Below are 17,887 nucleotides of genomic sequence, written 5' to 3' on the forward strand. Positions count from 1 at the left end.
GGAGACGAGAAAGATCTCCGGTGGGCCGCGATCTCGTCCGGAAGGTGGCCACGACGTACCACGCATGACAAGGAGCACCTGATGGCGGACAGCGAGCGGCCCGGTACGCCCGGTACCGGCGGACCGATCCGGGTCTTCCTGCTGGACGATCACGAGGTGGTACGCCGAGGCGTCCACGACCTGCTGAACGACGAGCCGGACATCACCGTGGTCGGCGAGGCCGGCACGGTGGAGCAGGCACTCGTACGGGTCCCCGCGCTGCGCCCCCAGGTGGCGGTGCTCGACGTCCGGCTGCCCGACGGCGACGGGGTGAGCGTGTGCCGGGAGCTGCGGTCGCGCATGCCGGAGCTGGCCTGTCTGATGCTGACGTCCTTCGACGACGAGGAGGCCCTGCTGGACTCGATCATGGCCGGGGCGTCCGGGTACGTACTGAAGCAGATCCAGGGCTCCGACCTGGTCTCGGCGGTCCGTACGGTGGCCGCGGGCCAGTCCCTGCTGGACCCGAGTGCCACGGCCAAGGTGATGGCCCGGCTGCGCGGTGAGCAGACCTGGGAACCGGAGCCGGAGGCGCTGCCGGGTCTGACCGAGCGTGAGCGGGAGATCCTCGCCCTGATCGGCGAGGGCCTGACGAACCGCCAGATCGGCGAGCGGCTCTACCTCGCCGAGAAGACCGTCAAGAACCACATCTCCCGACTGCTCGCCAAGCTCGGGGTGGAGCGCCGCATCCAGGCCGCGGTGATCGCCACCCAGGCACAGGACCGGCTGAAGAACGCAGGACGCTGAAGCCCGCCTCGACGACCGCGGTGCGGGAACCAGGGCAGAACGCGCCCGGGCCCGCCCCAGGCCCCTTCCGTCCCGGTGTTCGCGAGCCGTGCGGTACACGCCGGACAGTCGATCGGCAGGGCGACGGACATGAGCGGGGGCGCGGGTGTCAACAGCGTCAAGCAACACCGTCGATCCACCGGACCCCGGAGCTCAGCCGGCCCGTCTCCGTCGACGAGGTCGACGCCGCTTTCGGGAGGCAGCCGAACGGCCGCTGAAGGGCATCCGATGGGAGCCGCCGAAGGTCTTCGGTTGTACAAAACGAGTGGGGCTCCACCGACCGACCGCCCGCCCGGCCTCACCGAGGACGTGGTGACCAGGCTGACCGGGAAGCCGGACTTTCTGAGGATGACCAGGGCCGATTCCTTACCCTCACTTCTCTCGCACCATTACGGTGGCATGTGACTGAAACGGTCGGCCGTCGGAGGCCGACAGGGTGAGGAGTACTGGTGGGAAGTCCTGAGGGGGCCCGTGTACGGCTGCCGCAGCTGAAGCTGGACGACCTGCTGGAAGAGCTGCAGGCACGCATCGACGCGGCCCGCGGCACCCGGGACCGGGTGCACAGCCTGCTGGAGGCCGTGCTCTCGGTCGGCCGGGAGCTGGACCTCGAACAGGCGCTGTACAGCATCGTGCAGGCGGCGGCCGTGCTGGTCGACGCGCAGTACGCCGCCCTCGGCGTGATCGGCCCGGACGGCAAGCGGCTGTCCGCCTTCCTCACCGTGGGGGTCACCGAGGAGCAGATCGCGCAGATCGGCAATTATCCGGAGGGCCACGGCATCCTCGGAGAGCTGATCCGCAATCCCGAGCCGCTGCGGTTGACGAAGCTCTCCGAGCACGCCGCCTCGTACGGCTTCCCAGCCGACCACCCGCCGATGAACACCTTCCTCGGCGTCCCGATCCGGGTGCGGGACCAGGTCTTCGGCAATCTGTACCTGACGGAGAAGCAGGGGGGAACGGATTTCGACGAGGAGGACGAGTCGGTCCTGTCCACGCTGGCAGTGGCCGCCGGCGTCGCCATCGACAACGCCCGTCTGTACGAGGAGTCCCGGCTGCGCGAGCGCTGGTTGCAGGCGAACGCGGAGATCACCCACAGCCTGATGTCCGGCAGTGAGCGCGCGGAGGCGCTCGGACTGATCGCCGAGCGGGCCAGGGAGATCACCGATGCCGCCCTGGCCGTGGTCGCGATGCCCATGGAGGACACCGACTCGCTCACAGTGGAACTGGCCATGGGGCAGGGCGCGGAGGAGCACCGCGGCCTGGTGCTTCCCGTGGGAGGCAGCCTGATCGGGCGGGCCTTCTCCACCGCTTCTCCGGTCACGAGCGCGGACGTCAATCAGGACGAGCGGGTGTCCGACACCGCCCCGCGCTTCAACGGTCTCGGAGCGGCCGTGGCCGTTCCCATCGGAACGGCCGCCAGCGTGCGCGGTGTCGTCCTGCTGGTGCGCGAGGCGGGCCGGCCGGTGTTCACGCAGAAGGAGACCGAGCCGCTGCAGGCCTTCGCCTCCCAGGCCGCGATCGCGATGGAGCTGGCGGAGCGCCGGCGCGACGCGGAGCACATCGCCATGCTCCAGGACCGCGACCGGATCGCCCGGGACCTGCACGATCTGGCGATCCAGCGGCTGTTCGCGACCGGGATGACGCTGCAGAGCGCGGGCCGTTTCATCGAGCATCCGCAGGCCGCCGACCGCGTGGCCCGGGCGGTCGACGACCTCGACGAGACCATCAAGATCATCAGGTCGACCATCTTCGGGCTGCGTTCGCGCGACGGGGGCGCCGGATCCGGACTGCGCGCCCGCGTGGTGCGCGTGGCGGGCGAAGCCGCCCCGGTGCTGGGCTTCGCCCCCAGCGTGCGGATGGAAGGCCTGGTGGACACCGAGATCCCCAGCCCGATCGCGGACCAGGTGGAGGCGGTCCTGTCGGAGGCGCTGACCAACATCGCCCGGCACGCCCGTGCCGACCGTGCCGACGTGGCGCTGGAGACCGACGGTCGCGAAGTGCGACTGACGGTCTCCGACAACGGCGTGGGGATACCACCCGAGGGCCGCCGTAGCGGACTGCGCAACCTGGCCGAACGGGCCCAGCAACTGGGCGGGGAGCTGGAGTTCGACAGCCCGGCCGGCGGCGGAACCGTTCTGGTGTGGCGGGTGCCGGTGACGGACGAGCCGTGACACGCCCCTATGGAGGGTGACCGGAACTACCGGCAGCAGAGCCGGTTTTCGAGACAGGCCGGCAGGTCAGCAGGACATCGGAGTTCGACTTCCCGCTGGACGGGCTGATGGGCTGCGATCTGCAGGGCCGGACGGCGGCAGGGTGGTGGGCGCCGGTTGCCAGTGCTATCGCCGCGCCGGCGACAGAACGGCCGGTGTCGATGGGGGCGATGCCCGGTTCGCCGGTGGCTGGTGTCTCCTCGGACGAGGCCCACGGGCCGTGCACTTGGACGGAGGACGTGTCCACGCAGTAGAAGCCGCGCGGACACACGGCTGACGACCCATGATTCTACGGGCATGATCAGCCGGTCTTGTGTCCCCACTGCGGGCCGATCAGATCCCACTCCCTGTCCCACTGATCGACGCGCCGCCGGTCCAGCCGCCAGCGCGCGAGCCCGCCGACGCCGAACGCGACGCCCGACGCGGTGAGGGCGGCCGCGGCCCCCAGAAGGCCTGCCTCGACGGCCGCCGCGTCCCGGCTGGGCGGAGCGGTGGTCAACTCGTCCTGGGCGTCCGTCCAGACCTCGATCTCGGTCCCGGCCTTCTTCCCGGCGCCCACAGGTGTCTTCTCGGTGTGGACGACACCGTCCAGGGCGGTCCAGCGGACCTTCGCCACGACCCGGTAGCTGTTCGATGCGGCGTGCGGGGTGTCCACGAGGAGTACGGCTCGCACGTGGGTGCGCTCGGCGCGCTCCTGCGCGAAGACATCGTCGGCGGCCCGGGCCGTCACCGCCCCGGCGAGCGTTCCGCCTACCGCGATGAGCGCCCATACGGCCAGGACGAGCCACGCCTCGAGCACGTCGTCGCGTCGACGTAGCGGGTTGCTCCGCCACCGCCACAGCCGCTTCTTCGTATGCATGCCGCCACGCATCGGACCGCACCTCCTCCTCGTAGTCACTGTCAGGAAGGTGACAGGTGGAAGCAGTCAGCCGCATGGGTCGAACAGAGGGCATCGCGGGGCCGACCGGGACCCAAGTCCGTGCCCGAGAGGGGCCCTTCGGTCCGGTGGCGGCAGGGCGGTCGGAAGGCCGCGGTGCCCCGGTCGGCGCTGCGCACCCCGCCCTCGCACCGCGGCGGCCGACCGTATCCTGTCCGGTCGCCGGCCAGGGACCAACGGCCCCTCTGCCCGCGCACGCCGCGCCGCCACCCTCGAAGGACACCGGTACCTGACCGATGTCCGTAAGGGAGGAGGCCACCATGCCCACTGCGCCGCTCGACGCCGCGACCTTGGAAGCCTGCATCTCGGCCGCCGTGGCCGCGCCCTCGATCTTCAACACCCAGCCGTGGCGCTTCAGGCTGGATCCTGACACCCTCACCTTCGAGGTTCGTGCCGTCCCGGAACGGGGCCTGCGCCACGTAGATCCCGTGGCGCGCGCCCTGCACCTGTCGGTGGGCGCGTCCGTCTTCAACCTCCGCGTCGCGGTGGCCCATTCAGGCTGGTCCCCCGTCGTTCGCCTGCTGCCGCGTCCCCAGGACACGGGCTTGCTCGCCACCGTACGGCTCACGGAATCGCACAGCTCACATCCCACGGGGCACCGTGCGGACCTCTACCCGGCGATCTGGCGCAGGCACAGCAGCCGTTTTCCCTTTTCCGGTCGGCCGCTGCAATCGCACACACATGCAGAACTCGCCGAAGCCGCCCACACGGAGGGCGCCTCGCTCGTCTTCCCCGACGCGGCCGAGACGGCACGCCTGCTCCGGGTGACCGCGGAGGCCGAGCACCGCAACCACGCGGATTCCGCCCGGGGTACGGAGAGCCGCCGCTGGGTGCACCTCGACCCGGACGACTCCGCCGACAGTGGTCTCCCGCAGGGCGCGCTCGGTCCGCAGGACGCGCGTGAGCGTATCCCCATGCGTGACTTCACCGCGCAGCGCCATCCCGAGCGACTGCCCGCACAGGACTTCGAGACCGGCCCGGTCATCGCCCTGCTGACGACCATGCACGACCGTCGCGCCGACTGGCTCCGCGCCGGGCAGGCGCTCGAACACGTGCTGCTGCTGGCCACGGCGCACAGCCTGCGCACGTCCCTGCTGCACCAGCCGATGGAATGGCCCGACCTGCGCCGGGAACTGAGCCACGCCCCGGAGCACACCGGGCACGCGCAGATGCTGATCCGTCTCGGCTACGGTCCGGAAGGCCCCGCCACCCCGCGGCGCGCCGCGCCGACGGTCCTCGACCCGGAGCCGCCGAGCCGCCGGCCCTGAGCCGGTCAGACGACGGTGGCGGTCCGGCCACCCTGCCGAGAGTCTCCCGGGCACGTTCACCTGATGCGGAACTCGGCAACGGTTCCAGCGCCGCGCAGCAGGATCCCTACCTTCGCCGTCATAGCACGACCTCCGGTTGCCGGCCGGCAGCGGAGAGGTCACCGACGCGTGATTGTCGAGCCGGACGTCGACGCCCCCCTCGACCGTGCGCCACGCGTCGGTGACGGATGACGATCGTGCCGCTTGGGGCCGTCCGGCCCCGCATAGGCCCCGGACAGCCCATGGGTCCGTGCCGCGGACAGCTGGATGCTCAAGGTGTCGAGAGGTTCAAAGGAGATCTGTGATGTCGGACGACACGCTCAACCGCTCCCCGGTCCACGCCCTGCTCACGGACGGCACCACCGTGTGCATCCGTCCAGCGGCGCCCGGCGACCACGATCAGCTGGAGGGGCTCTATCAGGAGATGTCCCCGGAGAACCTGCGCCTGCGGTTCTTCGGAATGAGCCGCCGTTCCGGCACCATGGCCGCCGACCGGGCCTGCGCCCCGCCGCGGACCGGATACCGGGCCCTGCTGGCCGAATCGATGGGGCAGGTGATCGGGCTCGCCGAGTACGAGGTGGGGGAGGAGGAGGGCACCGCAGAGATCTCCATCGCCGTCGCCGACGGGCTGCACCACCGGGGCGTGGGCACCCTTCTCGTCGAACATCTGGTGTCGGCGGCCAGGGGGGACGGCATCATCACCTTCGCGGCTGACGCACTGAGCGAGAACCGCGAAGTCCTCCAGCTCTTCGCCGACCTCGGTCTGCGCGCCACGCGGCGCTTCCAGGGGCCCGAGGTGCGCTGCGTCATCGCCCTCGACGAGGACGACACCTACCTCACGGCCGTGGAGGCCCGCGGCCGGGCGGCCGACGTGGCCAGCCTGGAGCCGCTGCTGCGGCCGAAGTCGGTCGCCGTCGTCGGGGCCGGACGCAGGCCCGGTTCGGTGGGGCGGGCTCTGCTGCACCACCTCCACACGGGCGGCTACACGGGACGCCTGTTCGCGGTGAACCCGAACGCGTCCGTCATCCTGGGCGTCCACGCGTACGCCTCCGTCAGCGCCCTACCCATGACCCCCGATCTCGTGGTGATCGCCGCGCCCGCCGCAGCGGTACCGGATGTCGCGGAGGAGTGCGGCAAGGCAGGAGTACGGGCCCTCGTCGTCGTCTCCGCCGACCTGGACAGTGCTCAGGCGCGGGCGCTGCTGACCGCGTGCCGCACGTACGGCGTGCGCCTGGTCGGACCGAACTGCCTCGGCATCTCCAACACCGAACCGGAACTGGCCCTCGACGCGACCTTCGCCGCCGACCATCCGCTACCCGGTACGGCCGGCGTGGCGGTGCAGTCCGGAGGTGTGGGTGTCGCGTTGCTGGACGGGCTGTCCCGGCTCGGCATCGGCGTATCGTCCTTTGTCTCCCTCGGTGACAAGTACGACGTCAGCGGCAACGACCTGCTTCAGTGGTGGGAGGGTGACGGGCGTACCGACCTCGCCCTGGTGCACGTGGAGTCGTTCGGCAATCCGCGGGCGTTCTCCCGTACCGCCCGGCGTGTCACCCGCCGCATGCCGGTGCTGACCGTCGATGCCGGCCGTACGGACGAGGGACGGCGAGCTGCCGCCTCGCACACCGCGGCCGCGGCCTCGCGCACCATGACCCGGCAGGCTCTGTTCACCCAGGCGGGCATCACCGCCACCCACTCCGTGGGAGAGCTCCTCGAAACCGCCGCCCTGCTCCACTCCCAGCCGCTTCCGTCGGGTGCGCATGTCGTGATCGTGACCAACGCCGGTGGTGCGGGAGTCCTGTCCGCCGACGCCTGCGCGGAGGCGGGACTCGTGCTGCCGCAGCTCACTTCCGAACTGGTCGACGATCTGCAGGCCGTGCTGCCCGCCGGTGCGACGTTCGCCAACCCCGTGGATGCCACCGCCGTCGTCACGGAGGACGCACTGCGCGCCTGCGTGGACCGGATCCTGGGCCATCCTGGCGTCGACGCCGTCGTTCTGGCTCTCGTTCCCACCGCCGTCGCCGCGGCAACGGGCGACGACCTGGTGCGGGCGGTCACTCGGGGACCGGCGCGGCGGACACGACCGGTCGCCGTCGTACGCCTGGAGCAGGAGGTACCGGTCAGGCTGCTGCCCACGACGGACGGCGGCACGGTCCCCTCCTACGCGGAACCCCGCGCGGCGGCACGGGCGTTGGCCCACGCGGCGCGTCGTACGGCCTGGCTCGGCCGTCCGACGGGCACCGTACCGGCTCTGGAGGGAATCGACCCGGCACGCGCGCTTGAGGTCGTGGAGAGCTACCTCGCCGCACATCCGGAAGGCGGCTGGCTGGAGCCGGACACCTGCGCCGATCTGCTGACCTGCTACGGCATCCCCCAACTGCGCTGGGCGTGGGCCGAGACAGAGGACGAGGCCGTCCTCGCCGCCGAGCGGCTGCGCGGAGCGGACGGACGCGTTGTCATGAAGGCTCACTGGCCGGGACTGCTGCACAAGAGCGAACAACACGCTGTCCACCTCGACCTGCGGGGCGAGGCCCAGGTGCGTGCCGCCTTCAGGGATCTGGAAGCCCGCTTCGCCGGCGTGATGACCGGGGTCGTCGTGCAGCCGCTGGCCGAGCGCGGCACGGAACTGTTCGCCGGAGTCGTCCAGGACGAGGTCTTCGGGCCGCTGGTCCTGTTCGGGCTGGGCGGCACGGCCACGGAGGTGCTCGCCGACCACGCGGCCTGCCTGGCGCCGCTGACGGATCACGACGTGCACGACCTCATCACCGCCCCCCGGTGTGCCCCGCTCCTGTTCGGTGCGCACGGCAGCGGGCCTGTCGACCTCAAGGGTCTGGAGCAGCTGCTCCTGCGGTTGTCCCGCATGGCGCAGGACTTGCCGCAGCTGGCGGAGGCCGACTTCAACCCGGTCCTCGCGACACCCGGCTCGGTCACCGTGCTCGACGCACGGATACGTCTGCTGCCGCGCCGGCCGCAGGACCCCTGTCTTCGCCGACTGCGCTGAGGAAGGAACGGTCATGAAGCACAACAAGATCGGCTCCGTGATGACCACCGATGTCGTCCGGACCGAGTACGGAACGCCGTTCAAGGAGGTCGCGCGGCTGCTCGCCGACCACCGGATCAGCGGACTGCCCGTCGTCGACGAGGACGAACATGTCATCGGCGTCATCTCCGAGACCGACCTGATGATGCACCAGGCGCAGGCTCCGGACCCGTACGAGCCGAACCGGCGTTTCCGGTTCACCGCGCTGACTCCAGGCGCGAAGCGCCGGGCGGCGAAGGGGAAGGCCCGCACGGCCGGACAGCTGATGTCCGAGCCGCCCGTCACCGTGCACGCGGACGACTCCATCGTGGAGGCCGCACGGGTCATGGCCGGGCGGCACGTGGAACGGCTGCCGGTGCTCGACGAGGAGGAGCGGTTGGTCGGCATCGTCACCCGCCGCGACCTGCTCCAGGTCTTCCTGCGCCCCGACGCGGAGATCCGCAGGGAAGTGATCGAGGAGGTGTTGGTGCGCGGGTTGTTGCTGGCGCCGAGGAGCGTCGACGTCCTGGTGACGGAAGGTGTCGTCACCCTGCACGGTGACATGGAACACAGGAGCGAGACCGAGATCGCCGTGTCCATGGCCCGGCGGATCGACGGTGTGGTCGACGTGGTCGACCAGCTCACCTACCGGCTGGACGACGCGCGACTCCAGCCCGACGAACAGGCACTGCACGGCGTGGCCGACGACTGGCTGCGCCGTCTGTGAAGGAGAGGAGGGGACCGACATGCTGAGGAAAGTGTTGGTCGCCTACGGCACGAAGAACGGGTCGACGGCACAGATCGCCGTCACCGTCGCCGAGGTTCTGCACCAGCGGGGGTTCGCGGCCGAGGCCCTGCCCGCTCGGTCCGTGACGAGCGTGGCGTCCTACGACGCCGTGGTGGTCGGAGGCGGACTGTACGCCGGTCGCTGGCACCGGGACGCCCGCCGCTTCGTCCGCCGTCACCGCCGGTCCCTTGCCCGACGCCCGGTCTGGCTGTTCAGCAGTGGGCCGCTCGACGCCTCGGCCTCGGAGCGGGACGTCCCGCCCACGCCTGGAGTGCGGCGCGTCATGGACAAAGTGGAAACCACCGAGCACGTCACCTTCGGAGGCTGCCTTGAAGAGGGGGGCAAAGGGCGCATCGCCCGGATGATCCTGCGATCCGGCAAGGGCGGGGACTTCCGTGACTTCGCCGCGATCGAAACGTGGGCGGCACGCGTTGCCGAGGAACTGGCCGGCGCGGAGAGCCGATAGGAAGGCAGTGAGCCGGTAGAAGTCAGGGAGAGGACGAGCCCCGATGACCGAGCCCCCATGGCCGAGTGGAGACGCCATGGGGGATCGGGATATTGCTCATGCCGGCCTGATCGGCCGGGCCTCCGCGTCCGGGTGCGTGAGGTGTGCGGCGAACCAGTCACAGGCGAGCTCCGCGACGGTGTCCAGGGCACCGGCCTCGTTGAGGAGGTGGGCCGGTGCCCCGTACCACGGCGATTCGGTGGACGCAGGGCATCCAGTCGGCCGCGAGCCGGTTGAGGCCGAGCATCCGTGTGTCGAGTCCGCCGACGAGCAGCAGCGTCGGAGCACCGACGTGTGCAAGTGCCGCGGGACGGGCCAGGTCCGGACGGCCGTCGCGGGAGACGACGCCCCGGACGTCGTCTCCCGCGCCGGTCTCCGGTACGGCGCCCGCGCCCGTGCCGGCTCGGACGTAGCCCATGGGCAGGGCCGTTTGGCGGCGCAGCCATGGGGGCGACGGCAAGCAGGCGTCGGGCCAGCAGGATGATGCCGAAGACGTCGTGGCGGTCGCGTGCCTCGTTCTCGGTGAGCAGATCCAGCAGCGTGCCGAGCGGCCTGGTATCACGACTTCGCACAGACCAGTGACACGGAGGCGGCCGCGCTGGTCGAGGCCCGCCCCCCCGACTCATCACCCGACGGCACGACTCGCGCAGTACGTCCTGGCCGATTACGTGGACGCCGTCCTCGCCGAAACCCAGCTCCGGCTGCCACGGCACGCCCAGGTTGGGCACCACGAGCACGTCCAACGGCACGCCGAGCAGGCGGGCCACTTCGTACGCGACCGGAACTCCGCCCCGGGGCAGCGCGAGTACCAGTGGTCGACGCCTCGGTCATGCCTGTCGTCACCAGCGGAAACACCAACGCCCCGACCATCATGCTCGCGGAGCGTGCGGCCGACCTCGTCCGATTCGGTGCCGCGGCCGGCGCGGAGACCGCCACCGGGACCACACCGGCGCGGCAGTAAGTCCGCGTCCCGGACGAAGCCCGTCAACGCCAGCGGCTGCAACCGGTGCTCATTCAGCCGCCCCAGCACGTCACGCACGGTCAGCGGTGCGTCAGCGACCCAGACGACATCCATGATCGCCTGCTCGAGTTCACCGAAACCCCGCACGCTACCGCCCTTCCGCCACGACTGCCTTGCGAAAACCTAAACGCCATAGTAGGTCGTGTCCGTGACCATCGGATTGTGGCCGTAGAACCTTGCTGTTCCCGCGGAGCAGTTACCCGGAGTTCTCGCCTGTCGTTGCGGCCATTCTGATCGCCGACGGGTGCGGTGGCCGTCGCTGGACACGGTGACGGTGCCAGCGCCTGCGGGGCTTGTCGGGAGGGGCGCCGCAGGGCGGTCATACCGCGCGGCGGCGGCCCTCGCTGGGCAAGGAGCCACACTCGGTAGCGGCCTTGCGGCAGGACGGTGCGGACCAGCGTTGCATGCGGCTGCTTGAAGGACCGTAGCCGCATGCTGTTCTTCCCGACGAACACCGACGAGATCCGTCGAACCCTTCGGCGACGTGCGCGTCCTGGAGGGTCATCCGTCCCATGGCGGGTGGACTCCAGCATCTCGGGCCCTTGATGAGGATGCTGAGCTGGGCGGGCGGCCGATATCGACCCAGCGCATCTGCCGAGGGAACCCACCCTTGGTTCGGGCATGACCTGCTGGCGGGTGCCGGACCTGAAGCAGGCCAGGGGAAGCCGATGTCGCCGATGTGGTGGCGCTGAATCAGCGCGCCCCCGAAGGCCGGCACCGGCCACGTCCGGTGGAGGACGAGTGAGGACCAAGCGCAGCCAGCCATCACCCGCTCGGCTCCACCCCAGACTCACAGCAGGAACACCCCGGGCCGCAGCCGCAACTGTCCTGCTCCGCTTCGGTGATGGTGCCGAGCGGCACGGCGCAGCAGTTGTCACCCCGCCATGCCTCCCGTCCTTCCTTGACCGCCACGGCGGCGATCACGATGGCGGCGATGGGGTCGGCCCAGGTCCAGCCGAACAGGGTGTTGGAGAGCAGCCCGGCCAGCAGGACGGCGGAGAGGTAGGTGCACAGCAGGGTCTGCTTGGAGTCGGCGACGGCCGAGGCGGAGCCCAGTTCGCGTCCGGCGCGGCGCTGGGCGGCGGACAGGAACGGCATGATCGCGAGTGAGAGGGCGGCCAGCACGATGCCGGGGGCGGAGTGCTGGGCTTCACCGGTGCCGGTGAGGGCGCGTACGGAGTCGACCGTGACGTACGCGGCGAGGGCGAAGAAGGAGATGGCGATGATTCGCAGCGCCGTCTTCTCCCGGGCTTCGCGTACGGCGTGGTCGGCGGCGGAGAACTGCCAGGCCACGGCGGCAGCCGAGGAGACCTCGATGACCGAGTCCAGGCCAAAGCCGATCAAGGCGGTAGAGGAGGCGACCGTGCCTGCGGTGATCGCGACGATGGCCTCGACCACGTTGTAGCTGATGGTGGCGGCGACCAGGAGCCGAATGCGTCGGGTGAGTGAGGCCCGGCGATCCGGGGCCGGGCCCGGGGATACGGAGGTGGGCGCGCTCATCAGCAGCATCCCTTCTCGGCGGCGTCCACACAGGTGCGGTCGGCTTCGACGGCGAGAACGGCGCCGCGCAGGTCGTCCAGGGCGTGTCCGAGGCGGGTATCGGCCAGTTCATAGCGCGTGCGCCGGCCCTCCGGGACGGTGACCACGATGCCGCAGTCACGCAGGCAGGCCAGGTGATTCGACAGGCGGGTGCGGGAGATCTCCAGCCGGTCGGCCAGGTCGGCCGGGTGTGCCGGTGCCTCGCGCAGGGCGAGCAGGATGCGGCAGCGGATCGGGTCGGCGAGCGCGCGCCCGAATCGAGTCAGGGCGTCGATGTCAGAGGCGAAAGACAGCACCTCACGACGGTACAGGAAACCCTGAATTCAGGAAAACGTGAACGATGGTGGCTTCGGTGATCCGTTCCGAGGCCCCGCCCCACAGCGGCCGCGGGCGCCCGCCCCAGCCTGCATACCCCGAGGCGCCCAGGAGCGTGAAGGAGCCGGCCGTCGCCGCGGGGAAGCAGGCAGCCCGGCCCGTGCAGTGGCGGGAGGGATCCCGCCCGGGCACCTGCCGCAGCGGGCCGGATCCGCAGCGGTCCGCAAAGGGCCCCGGCGGTGCCCGCTGCGAACTCGATGCGGGCCACCAAGTACCAGCTCTGCTCGCGACTTTCCGGTCGGCTGCGCGACGTCGGCAGTGGCGTCCCACAGCATGGGGCCCGGATCAGGTGATCCGGGCCCCACGGGTGGCGCAGCTGTCGTCACAGAGCGGTGGTGTGGACGCCCGCGCCCGCCGCGAGGCCCTCGGGCGAGGCGACAGCCAGGGCGTCAGCGCACAGGTCTGCGACCGGCGTCTCCATGAAGAGCCCGCCGGAGCCGCCGGCCGCGAGGCCCCCGGAGACAGTGTCCAGGTCGGCCTCGGACATCTCAGCGGTTGCAACCTGAGGGGCAAGCTTCATAACGACGGTTCCCTTCGAGTGAGCATTTCCTGAATGGCAGAGTTCGCCTGATTCCCCGAAAACTGGGATTTACTCGACGACGTTCGCCACTCGAAGGATCAAAGCACGCTGGCAAAGCTGCGGCCAGCAGCTCAGACTCAAACGGGTCGCTCTGTGCAAGCCGGCTTGATTGATGTGACGTCGCGGTGACCGGCTACGCCAATTCCTTCACGTGGCCTGCCGTCGTGCTGCACCCGCGACGGTTGCCCACGGAGCCCAAGAAGAAGTATCCGCGCCCACTGCCCTCTGGAGCCGACACCGACGTGACGATCGTTCAGGTTCTGTACGACCCTTCAGTGAACGGTGTGCAGGTTCACCGGGTTTTCGGCACCCACCCGAGGGACCTCGGCAACCGGTGTCATCCCTCCGGCCGTTTTGGGCAAGACGTCGCAGTTCATGCCACGTGACGGCCATGGGGTCGGTGTCCTCGGCCACCGTGATGACGGCGGTGTCAATGCCAGGTCCGGTCGCGGAGTCTGACACGGCCCATGAGGACCTGTGGGAGGCAGCGCAGCTCGCAGACAAGCTGATGCGCCGACAACTCGCGTACACAACGTCCTGACCCGCAATAACTGTTGCGGGTCATGACGTTGGTGACACCACCGATGGGGAGTTCGGTGTTCCGTGAGAGCTGTCAGGGGCCAGCGCTCGGCATTGTCCGACTTCAGTCAGGTACTCGCTCATCGCGTCACGGTTGCGGATGAGGACGTCGATCCGTTCGGTGAGCCGGTCCCGCTCGGCGGCCAGCAAGGCCAGCATCTCCGGTGTTGCATCGGGAAAATGGATCGATCGAGGTTTGTCCAGGCACGGAAGGATCTGCTTGATGATGCGAGTGGGGAGCCCCGCATCCAGCAGGCCACGGATTTGGTTGACCCGGTCCACGTAGCGGTCGTCATACTCCCGATAGCCGTTCGCGCCCCGGTCCGGGACAATCAGCCCCTGCTCCTCGTAGTAGCGAAGTAGCCGACGGGACGCACCCGTCAGTCGCGACAATTCACCGATTCTCACACCCGCCGAAGCTACTCGGCGCACCTCGACTTGACCATCACATCTATGTGAAGGTTTCAAGATTTGGTCCATGACCACCACGTCTTCTGACGCACAGTCTCGTACGCGACAGGTCGGCCTGCCATGGTCGGCGCTGTTGGCACTGGGGACTGCCGTCTTCATCACGAGCTTGACGGAGACTCTGCCTGCCGGTGTGCTGCCCGAGATGTCGGCCTCACTGGGCGCCAGTTCGGGTGCTACCGGTCAGACCGTCACCGTCTATGCGGCCGGTACGGCGTTGACCGCGATCCCGCTCGCCACGGCGACAGCGTCTGTTCCGCGGAAACCACTGCTGCTCGGCGCCATGGCCGTCTTCCTGGTGGCCAACACGCTGACTGCGGCTGCACCGGGATACATCGTCCTGCTTGCGGGCCGGTTCCTCGCCGGTGTGGCCGCGGGCCTGGCGTGGGCGATCCTCGCCGGCTACGCCCGCCGTATCGCACCTGCCGGCTTGGAAGGCCGCGCCATCGCAGTGGCGATGACCGGGATCCCTGTGGCGTTGTCCTTGGGGGTTCCGGCCGGCACGCTGATCGGTGAACAGGTGGGATGGCGGGCGGCGTTTGGCGCTGTCTCCCTGGTCTCTCTTGCCGTCATCGGCTGGATCAGCGTGTCCGTCCCCGGCGTGGGGCAACCCGCCGTTGAACACGCTGACGCCAACCGTTCGGACCCCGCACCAGAATCAGGGAAGTCGCGCCTGCGGCAGACCCTGGCGGTGCCCGGTGTCGCGGCAATCATGGTCACGGTCACGACGTTCGTTCTCGGGCACACGATCATCTATGCCTACATCGCTCCCTACCTACAGCACGCCGGGCTGGGGTCAGCGACCGACGCGGTTCTCCTTGCTTTCGGTGTCGCATGCCTGGTGAGCATTTGGTACGTCGGACGCCATGTCGACCGCCGGCTACGGGCTCTGATGGTCACCGGCGCGGTGCTGTTCACTCTCGCCACCGCAGCTCTTGCCGTCACCACAACACACGCGATCGTCTGGGTCGCCGCTGTTCTTTGGGGCCTGGGGTGGGGCGGTGCACCGACGTTGCTGCAAACCGCAGCCGGACAAGCCGGAATGCGGCGCAGCAGCGCTGCCGCTGACACCGCGCAAGCGGTCCTCGTCACCCTCTGGAACGCCGCGATGGCCCTTGGTGGCATCATCGGTGGTCTCCTGCTGCAAAGCTCGGGCGTCACCGTGGTCGCCGTGTCAGCCGCCGTCCTCGGGGCAGTCAGCCTGCTCGTCGTCGCCGGGGCCCGACACCACGCATTCCGCAACACTCAGGCCACGCCATGACGCACGCCAACGCACCCCTGAGTGTTGAAGGACGCCGGCGTCTGGTCGAACGTTGCCGCACTCGGCCCATCGCGCACGTCGCCGCAGAGATGGGCATCTCCAGGGCGACCGCATCGAAGTGGGTCAATCGCTACCGCCACCACGGCGAGCTTGGGCTACACGACAGAAGCTCGACGCCACATCGCCAACCGACTGCGACCGCGCCCGACATGGTCGCGAGAATCGAAAAGATGCGGCGTACCGACAAGTGGTCAGCGGCCCGCATCGCCTACGAACTCGCAGCAGATGGGACCCAGGTCTCCCGACGTACGATCAGCCGCCACCTGGCCGACCTTGGACTCAACAGGCGCAAGTTCATCGACCCGAGCGGCGACACCAACCGTGAACCACAGAAGATCGTCGCCCGGCGGCCTGGCCACATGGTGCACGTTGATGTGAAGAAGGTCGGCAAGGTTCCCGACGGCGGTGGCTGGCGCGTCCACGGACGCGGAAGCGCCAAGGCGGAAGACGCCGAGCGCTCGAAGAGAAAGACCAAGCGCGGCGGCTACGTCTACCTCCACTCCGCGATCGACGGCTACTCCCGTCTCGCCTACACCGAAGCCCTCCCGGACGAGAAAGCCGCCACCGCGATCGCGTTCATCCACCGAGCACGAGCCTGGTTCGCCGCCCACGGCATCACCCACATCGAGCGGATCGTCACAGACAACGGTGCCTGTTACCGAGCCGACGGGTTCGCCCGGGCTCTCCTGGGGACACGGCATCAACGGATCACTCCATACACGCCCCGGCATAACGGGAAAGTAGAGCGCTACAACCGGATCATCTCCGAGGAGTTCCTCTACGCCCGCACCTGGACATCCGAAAACCAACGCCGGGAAGCCCTCGCGTTCTGGAACATCCACTGCAACTACCACCGCCCCCACAGCACAGCGAACGGGCAGCCACCAGCATCACGGCTACGCGAAGGCGTCAGCAACGTCATGGCCTCCTACAACTAGGCGGCTGGGACTGTAAATCGTTCGGTGTAACTCCCGATCATGGAAGATGCATCGATGACCAGTGAGAACGTGTCCGAGTCCGAGACCGTCGAGCCCACGAAGGCTGCGTCGGTGAAGGCCGTGGACGACCAGTTGATCGACGAGTTGGTGGGCCGTGCCCAGGCCGAGGGCCTGCAACTGACCGGCGAGGGCGGGCTGCTCCAGCAGCTGACCAAGCGGCTGCTCGAGTCCGCTCTGGAAGGCGAGATCACCGACCACCTCGGCTATGACAAGCACGATCCGGCGGGCAAGAACGGCGGCAACTCCCGCAACGGCAAACGCTCCAAGACCGTGCTGACCGACGTCGGCCCGGTGGAGATAACCGTGCCCCGCGACCGCGACGGCTCCTTCGAACCGAAGATCGTCAAGAAGCGACAGAAGCGCCTGACCGGCGTCGACGAGATGGTCATCTCGCTGGCCGCGAAGGGCTTGACCACCGGCGAGGTCCAGGCCCACCTGGCCGAGGTCTATGGCGCCGACGTTTCCCGCCAGACCATCTCCACCATCACCGACAAGGTCCTGGAGGGCATGGCCGAATGGCAGAGCCGCCCGCTCGACGCCGTCTATCCGGTCATCTTCATCGACGCCATCCACGTGAAGATCCGCGACGGCGCGGTCGCCAACCGGCCCATCTACGTGGCCCTGGCCGTCACTACTGAGGGCCGGCGCGAAATCCTGGGGCTCTGGGCCGGCGACGGCGGCGAGGGCGCCAAACACTGGCTGCACGTCCTCACCGAGATCAAGAACCGCGGCGTCAGCGACGTCCTCATGCTGGTCTGCGACGGGCTCAAGGGCCTGCCCGAGGCGGTGGAGACCGTCTGGCCGCGGACGATCGTGCAGACCTGCGTGGTGCACCTGCTGCGGAACTCGTTCCGCTATGCCGCCCGCCAGGACTGGGACAAGATCGCCAAGCTCCTCAAGCCCGTCTAAACCGCTCCCACCGAAGAGGCCGCTTTGGACCGGTTCGCCGAGTTCGCCGACGCCTGGGGCCGTAAGTATCCGGCGATCGTGAAACTGTGGGAGAACGCCTGGGAGGAGTTCACTCCGTTCCTGCGGTTCGACACCGAGATCCGCCGCATCGTCTGCACGACGAACGCGATCGAGTCGGTGAACGCGCGGATCCGCCGGGCGGTCAAGGCCCGCGGACACTTCCCCAACGAGCAGGCCGCGTTGAAATGTGTCTACATGGCGATCATGTCCCTCGATCCCACCGGCCGAGGCCAGGTCCGCTGGGCCATGCGCTGGAAGACCGCACTGAACGCCTTCGACATCACCTTCGACGGCCGCCTCTCCGCAGCCCGTCAGTAACCCCAACTACCCAGTTCCACCGCTCGTTTGACAGACCCAGGCGGCTAGTGCTGTGACCGGCAACGTTCACCGGTTTGCCATAGGTGAGCGGAGAGCCAGGCAGAGCGGAACCGATGTCTGGATTACTGCGCTGAGGAA

General features: G+C 69.2%; 14 protein-coding genes and 2 pseudogenes. 11 read left to right on the plus strand and 5 right to left on the minus strand.

All coding sequences use genetic code 11. From position 1 onward, the window contains the following. Positions 1–81: 81 nt before the first annotated feature. On the plus strand, positions 82–783 hold the full coding sequence (locus tag ACIBK3_RS14945; protein WP_399365496.1) for a response regulator: 702 nt from the start codon (positions 82–84) through the stop codon (positions 781–783). 488 nt (positions 784–1,271) lie between these two features. Next, positions 1,272–2,990 (plus strand): GAF domain-containing protein, encoded by a 1,719-nt coding sequence (locus ACIBK3_RS14950; protein ID WP_399365498.1) that lies wholly within the window; start codon positions 1,272–1,274, stop codon positions 2,988–2,990. Between the two features lie 340 nt (positions 2,991–3,330). On the opposite strand, the gene ACIBK3_RS14955 is transcribed toward ACIBK3_RS14950, so the two are convergent. Continuing rightward, the gene (locus ACIBK3_RS14955; protein WP_399365500.1) at positions 3,331–3,888 is read right to left on the minus strand and encodes a hypothetical protein; all 558 of its coding nucleotides are present in this window, start codon (positions 3,886–3,888) and stop codon (positions 3,331–3,333) included. Positions 3,889–4,226: 338 nt separating this feature from the next. On the opposite strand from ACIBK3_RS14955, the gene ACIBK3_RS14960 reads away from it, so the two are divergent. The 5 genes from ACIBK3_RS14960 to ACIBK3_RS14980 all read left to right on the plus strand — a co-directional run bounded on the left by ACIBK3_RS14960 (position 4,227) and on the right by ACIBK3_RS14980 (position 10,542). After that, entirely contained in the window at positions 4,227–5,234 is a 1,008-nt protein-coding gene (locus tag ACIBK3_RS14960) for an Acg family FMN-binding oxidoreductase (protein WP_399365502.1), read from the plus strand. A 343-nt stretch (positions 5,235–5,577) separates the two neighbouring features. Next, positions 5,578–8,271, plus strand: a complete 2,694-nt coding sequence (locus tag ACIBK3_RS14965) for a GNAT family N-acetyltransferase (RefSeq protein WP_399365504.1) — start codon at positions 5,578–5,580, stop codon at positions 8,269–8,271. Between the two features lie 13 nt (positions 8,272–8,284). Next, the gene (locus tag ACIBK3_RS14970; protein ID WP_399365506.1) at positions 8,285–9,016 is read left to right on the plus strand and encodes a CBS domain-containing protein; all 732 of its coding nucleotides are present in this window, start codon (positions 8,285–8,287) and stop codon (positions 9,014–9,016) included. Positions 9,017–9,035: 19 nt separating this feature from the next. Continuing rightward, positions 9,036–9,542, plus strand: a complete 507-nt coding sequence (locus tag ACIBK3_RS14975; protein WP_399365508.1) for a flavodoxin domain-containing protein — start codon at positions 9,036–9,038, stop codon at positions 9,540–9,542. Positions 9,543–10,410: 868 nt separating this feature from the next. After that, on the plus strand, positions 10,411–10,542 hold the full coding sequence (locus ACIBK3_RS14980) for a hypothetical protein (protein ID WP_399365510.1): 132 nt from the start codon (positions 10,411–10,413) through the stop codon (positions 10,540–10,542). An 825-nt stretch (positions 10,543–11,367) separates the two neighbouring features. Here the strand turns inward: ACIBK3_RS14980 and ACIBK3_RS14985 are convergent. Together ACIBK3_RS14985 and ACIBK3_RS14990 are read right to left on the minus strand one after the other, a co-directional pair. After that, entirely contained in the window at positions 11,368–12,111 is a 744-nt protein-coding gene (locus ACIBK3_RS14985; protein ID WP_399365512.1) for a cation transporter, read from the minus strand. After that, positions 12,102–12,437 (minus strand): ArsR/SmtB family transcription factor, encoded by a 336-nt coding sequence (locus tag ACIBK3_RS14990; RefSeq protein ID WP_399365514.1) that lies wholly within the window; start codon positions 12,435–12,437, stop codon positions 12,102–12,104. Before ACIBK3_RS14990 ends, ACIBK3_RS14985 begins: the two co-directional genes overlap by 10 nt. 44 nt (positions 12,438–12,481) lie before the next feature. On the opposite strand from ACIBK3_RS14990, the pseudogene ACIBK3_RS14995 reads away from it, so the two are divergent. Then, positions 12,482–12,631, plus strand: a pseudogene (locus tag ACIBK3_RS14995) (transposase); the annotation flags it as partial. Between the two features lie 207 nt (positions 12,632–12,838). Here the strand turns inward: ACIBK3_RS14995 and ACIBK3_RS15000 are convergent. Next, positions 12,839–13,003 carry a hypothetical protein gene (locus ACIBK3_RS15000; RefSeq protein WP_399365611.1) on the minus strand — a complete coding sequence of 55 codons (165 nt, stop codon included), beginning with the start codon at positions 13,001–13,003 and terminating at the stop codon, positions 12,839–12,841. Between the two features lie 654 nt (positions 13,004–13,657). After that, positions 13,658–14,083: a MerR family transcriptional regulator gene (locus ACIBK3_RS15005; protein ID WP_399365516.1), complete on the minus strand. Its 426-nt coding sequence runs from the start codon at positions 14,081–14,083 to the stop codon at positions 13,658–13,660. A 70-nt stretch (positions 14,084–14,153) separates the two neighbouring features. On the opposite strand from ACIBK3_RS15005, the gene ACIBK3_RS15010 reads away from it, so the two are divergent. The 3 genes and pseudogenes from ACIBK3_RS15010 (at position 14,154) to ACIBK3_RS15020 (ending at position 17,749) form a co-directional block, all read left to right on the plus strand. Next, positions 14,154–15,404 (plus strand): MFS transporter, encoded by a 1,251-nt coding sequence (locus ACIBK3_RS15010; protein WP_399365518.1) that lies wholly within the window; start codon positions 14,154–14,156, stop codon positions 15,402–15,404. Then, positions 15,401–16,402 carry an IS481 family transposase gene (locus ACIBK3_RS15015; protein ID WP_399365520.1) on the plus strand — a complete coding sequence of 334 codons (1,002 nt, stop codon included), beginning with the start codon at positions 15,401–15,403 and terminating at the stop codon, positions 16,400–16,402. Before ACIBK3_RS15010 ends, ACIBK3_RS15015 begins: the two co-directional genes overlap by 4 nt. Before the next feature lie 54 nt (positions 16,403–16,456). Continuing rightward, positions 16,457–17,749 (plus strand): annotated as a pseudogene (locus tag ACIBK3_RS15020) (IS256 family transposase). The last annotated feature ends 138 nt before the right edge of the window (positions 17,750–17,887 follow it).

Source organism: Streptomyces sp. NPDC050287, assembly GCF_044459385.1.
In the GTDB taxonomy this organism is placed as follows: domain Bacteria; phylum Actinomycetota; class Actinomycetes; order Streptomycetales; family Streptomycetaceae; genus Streptomyces.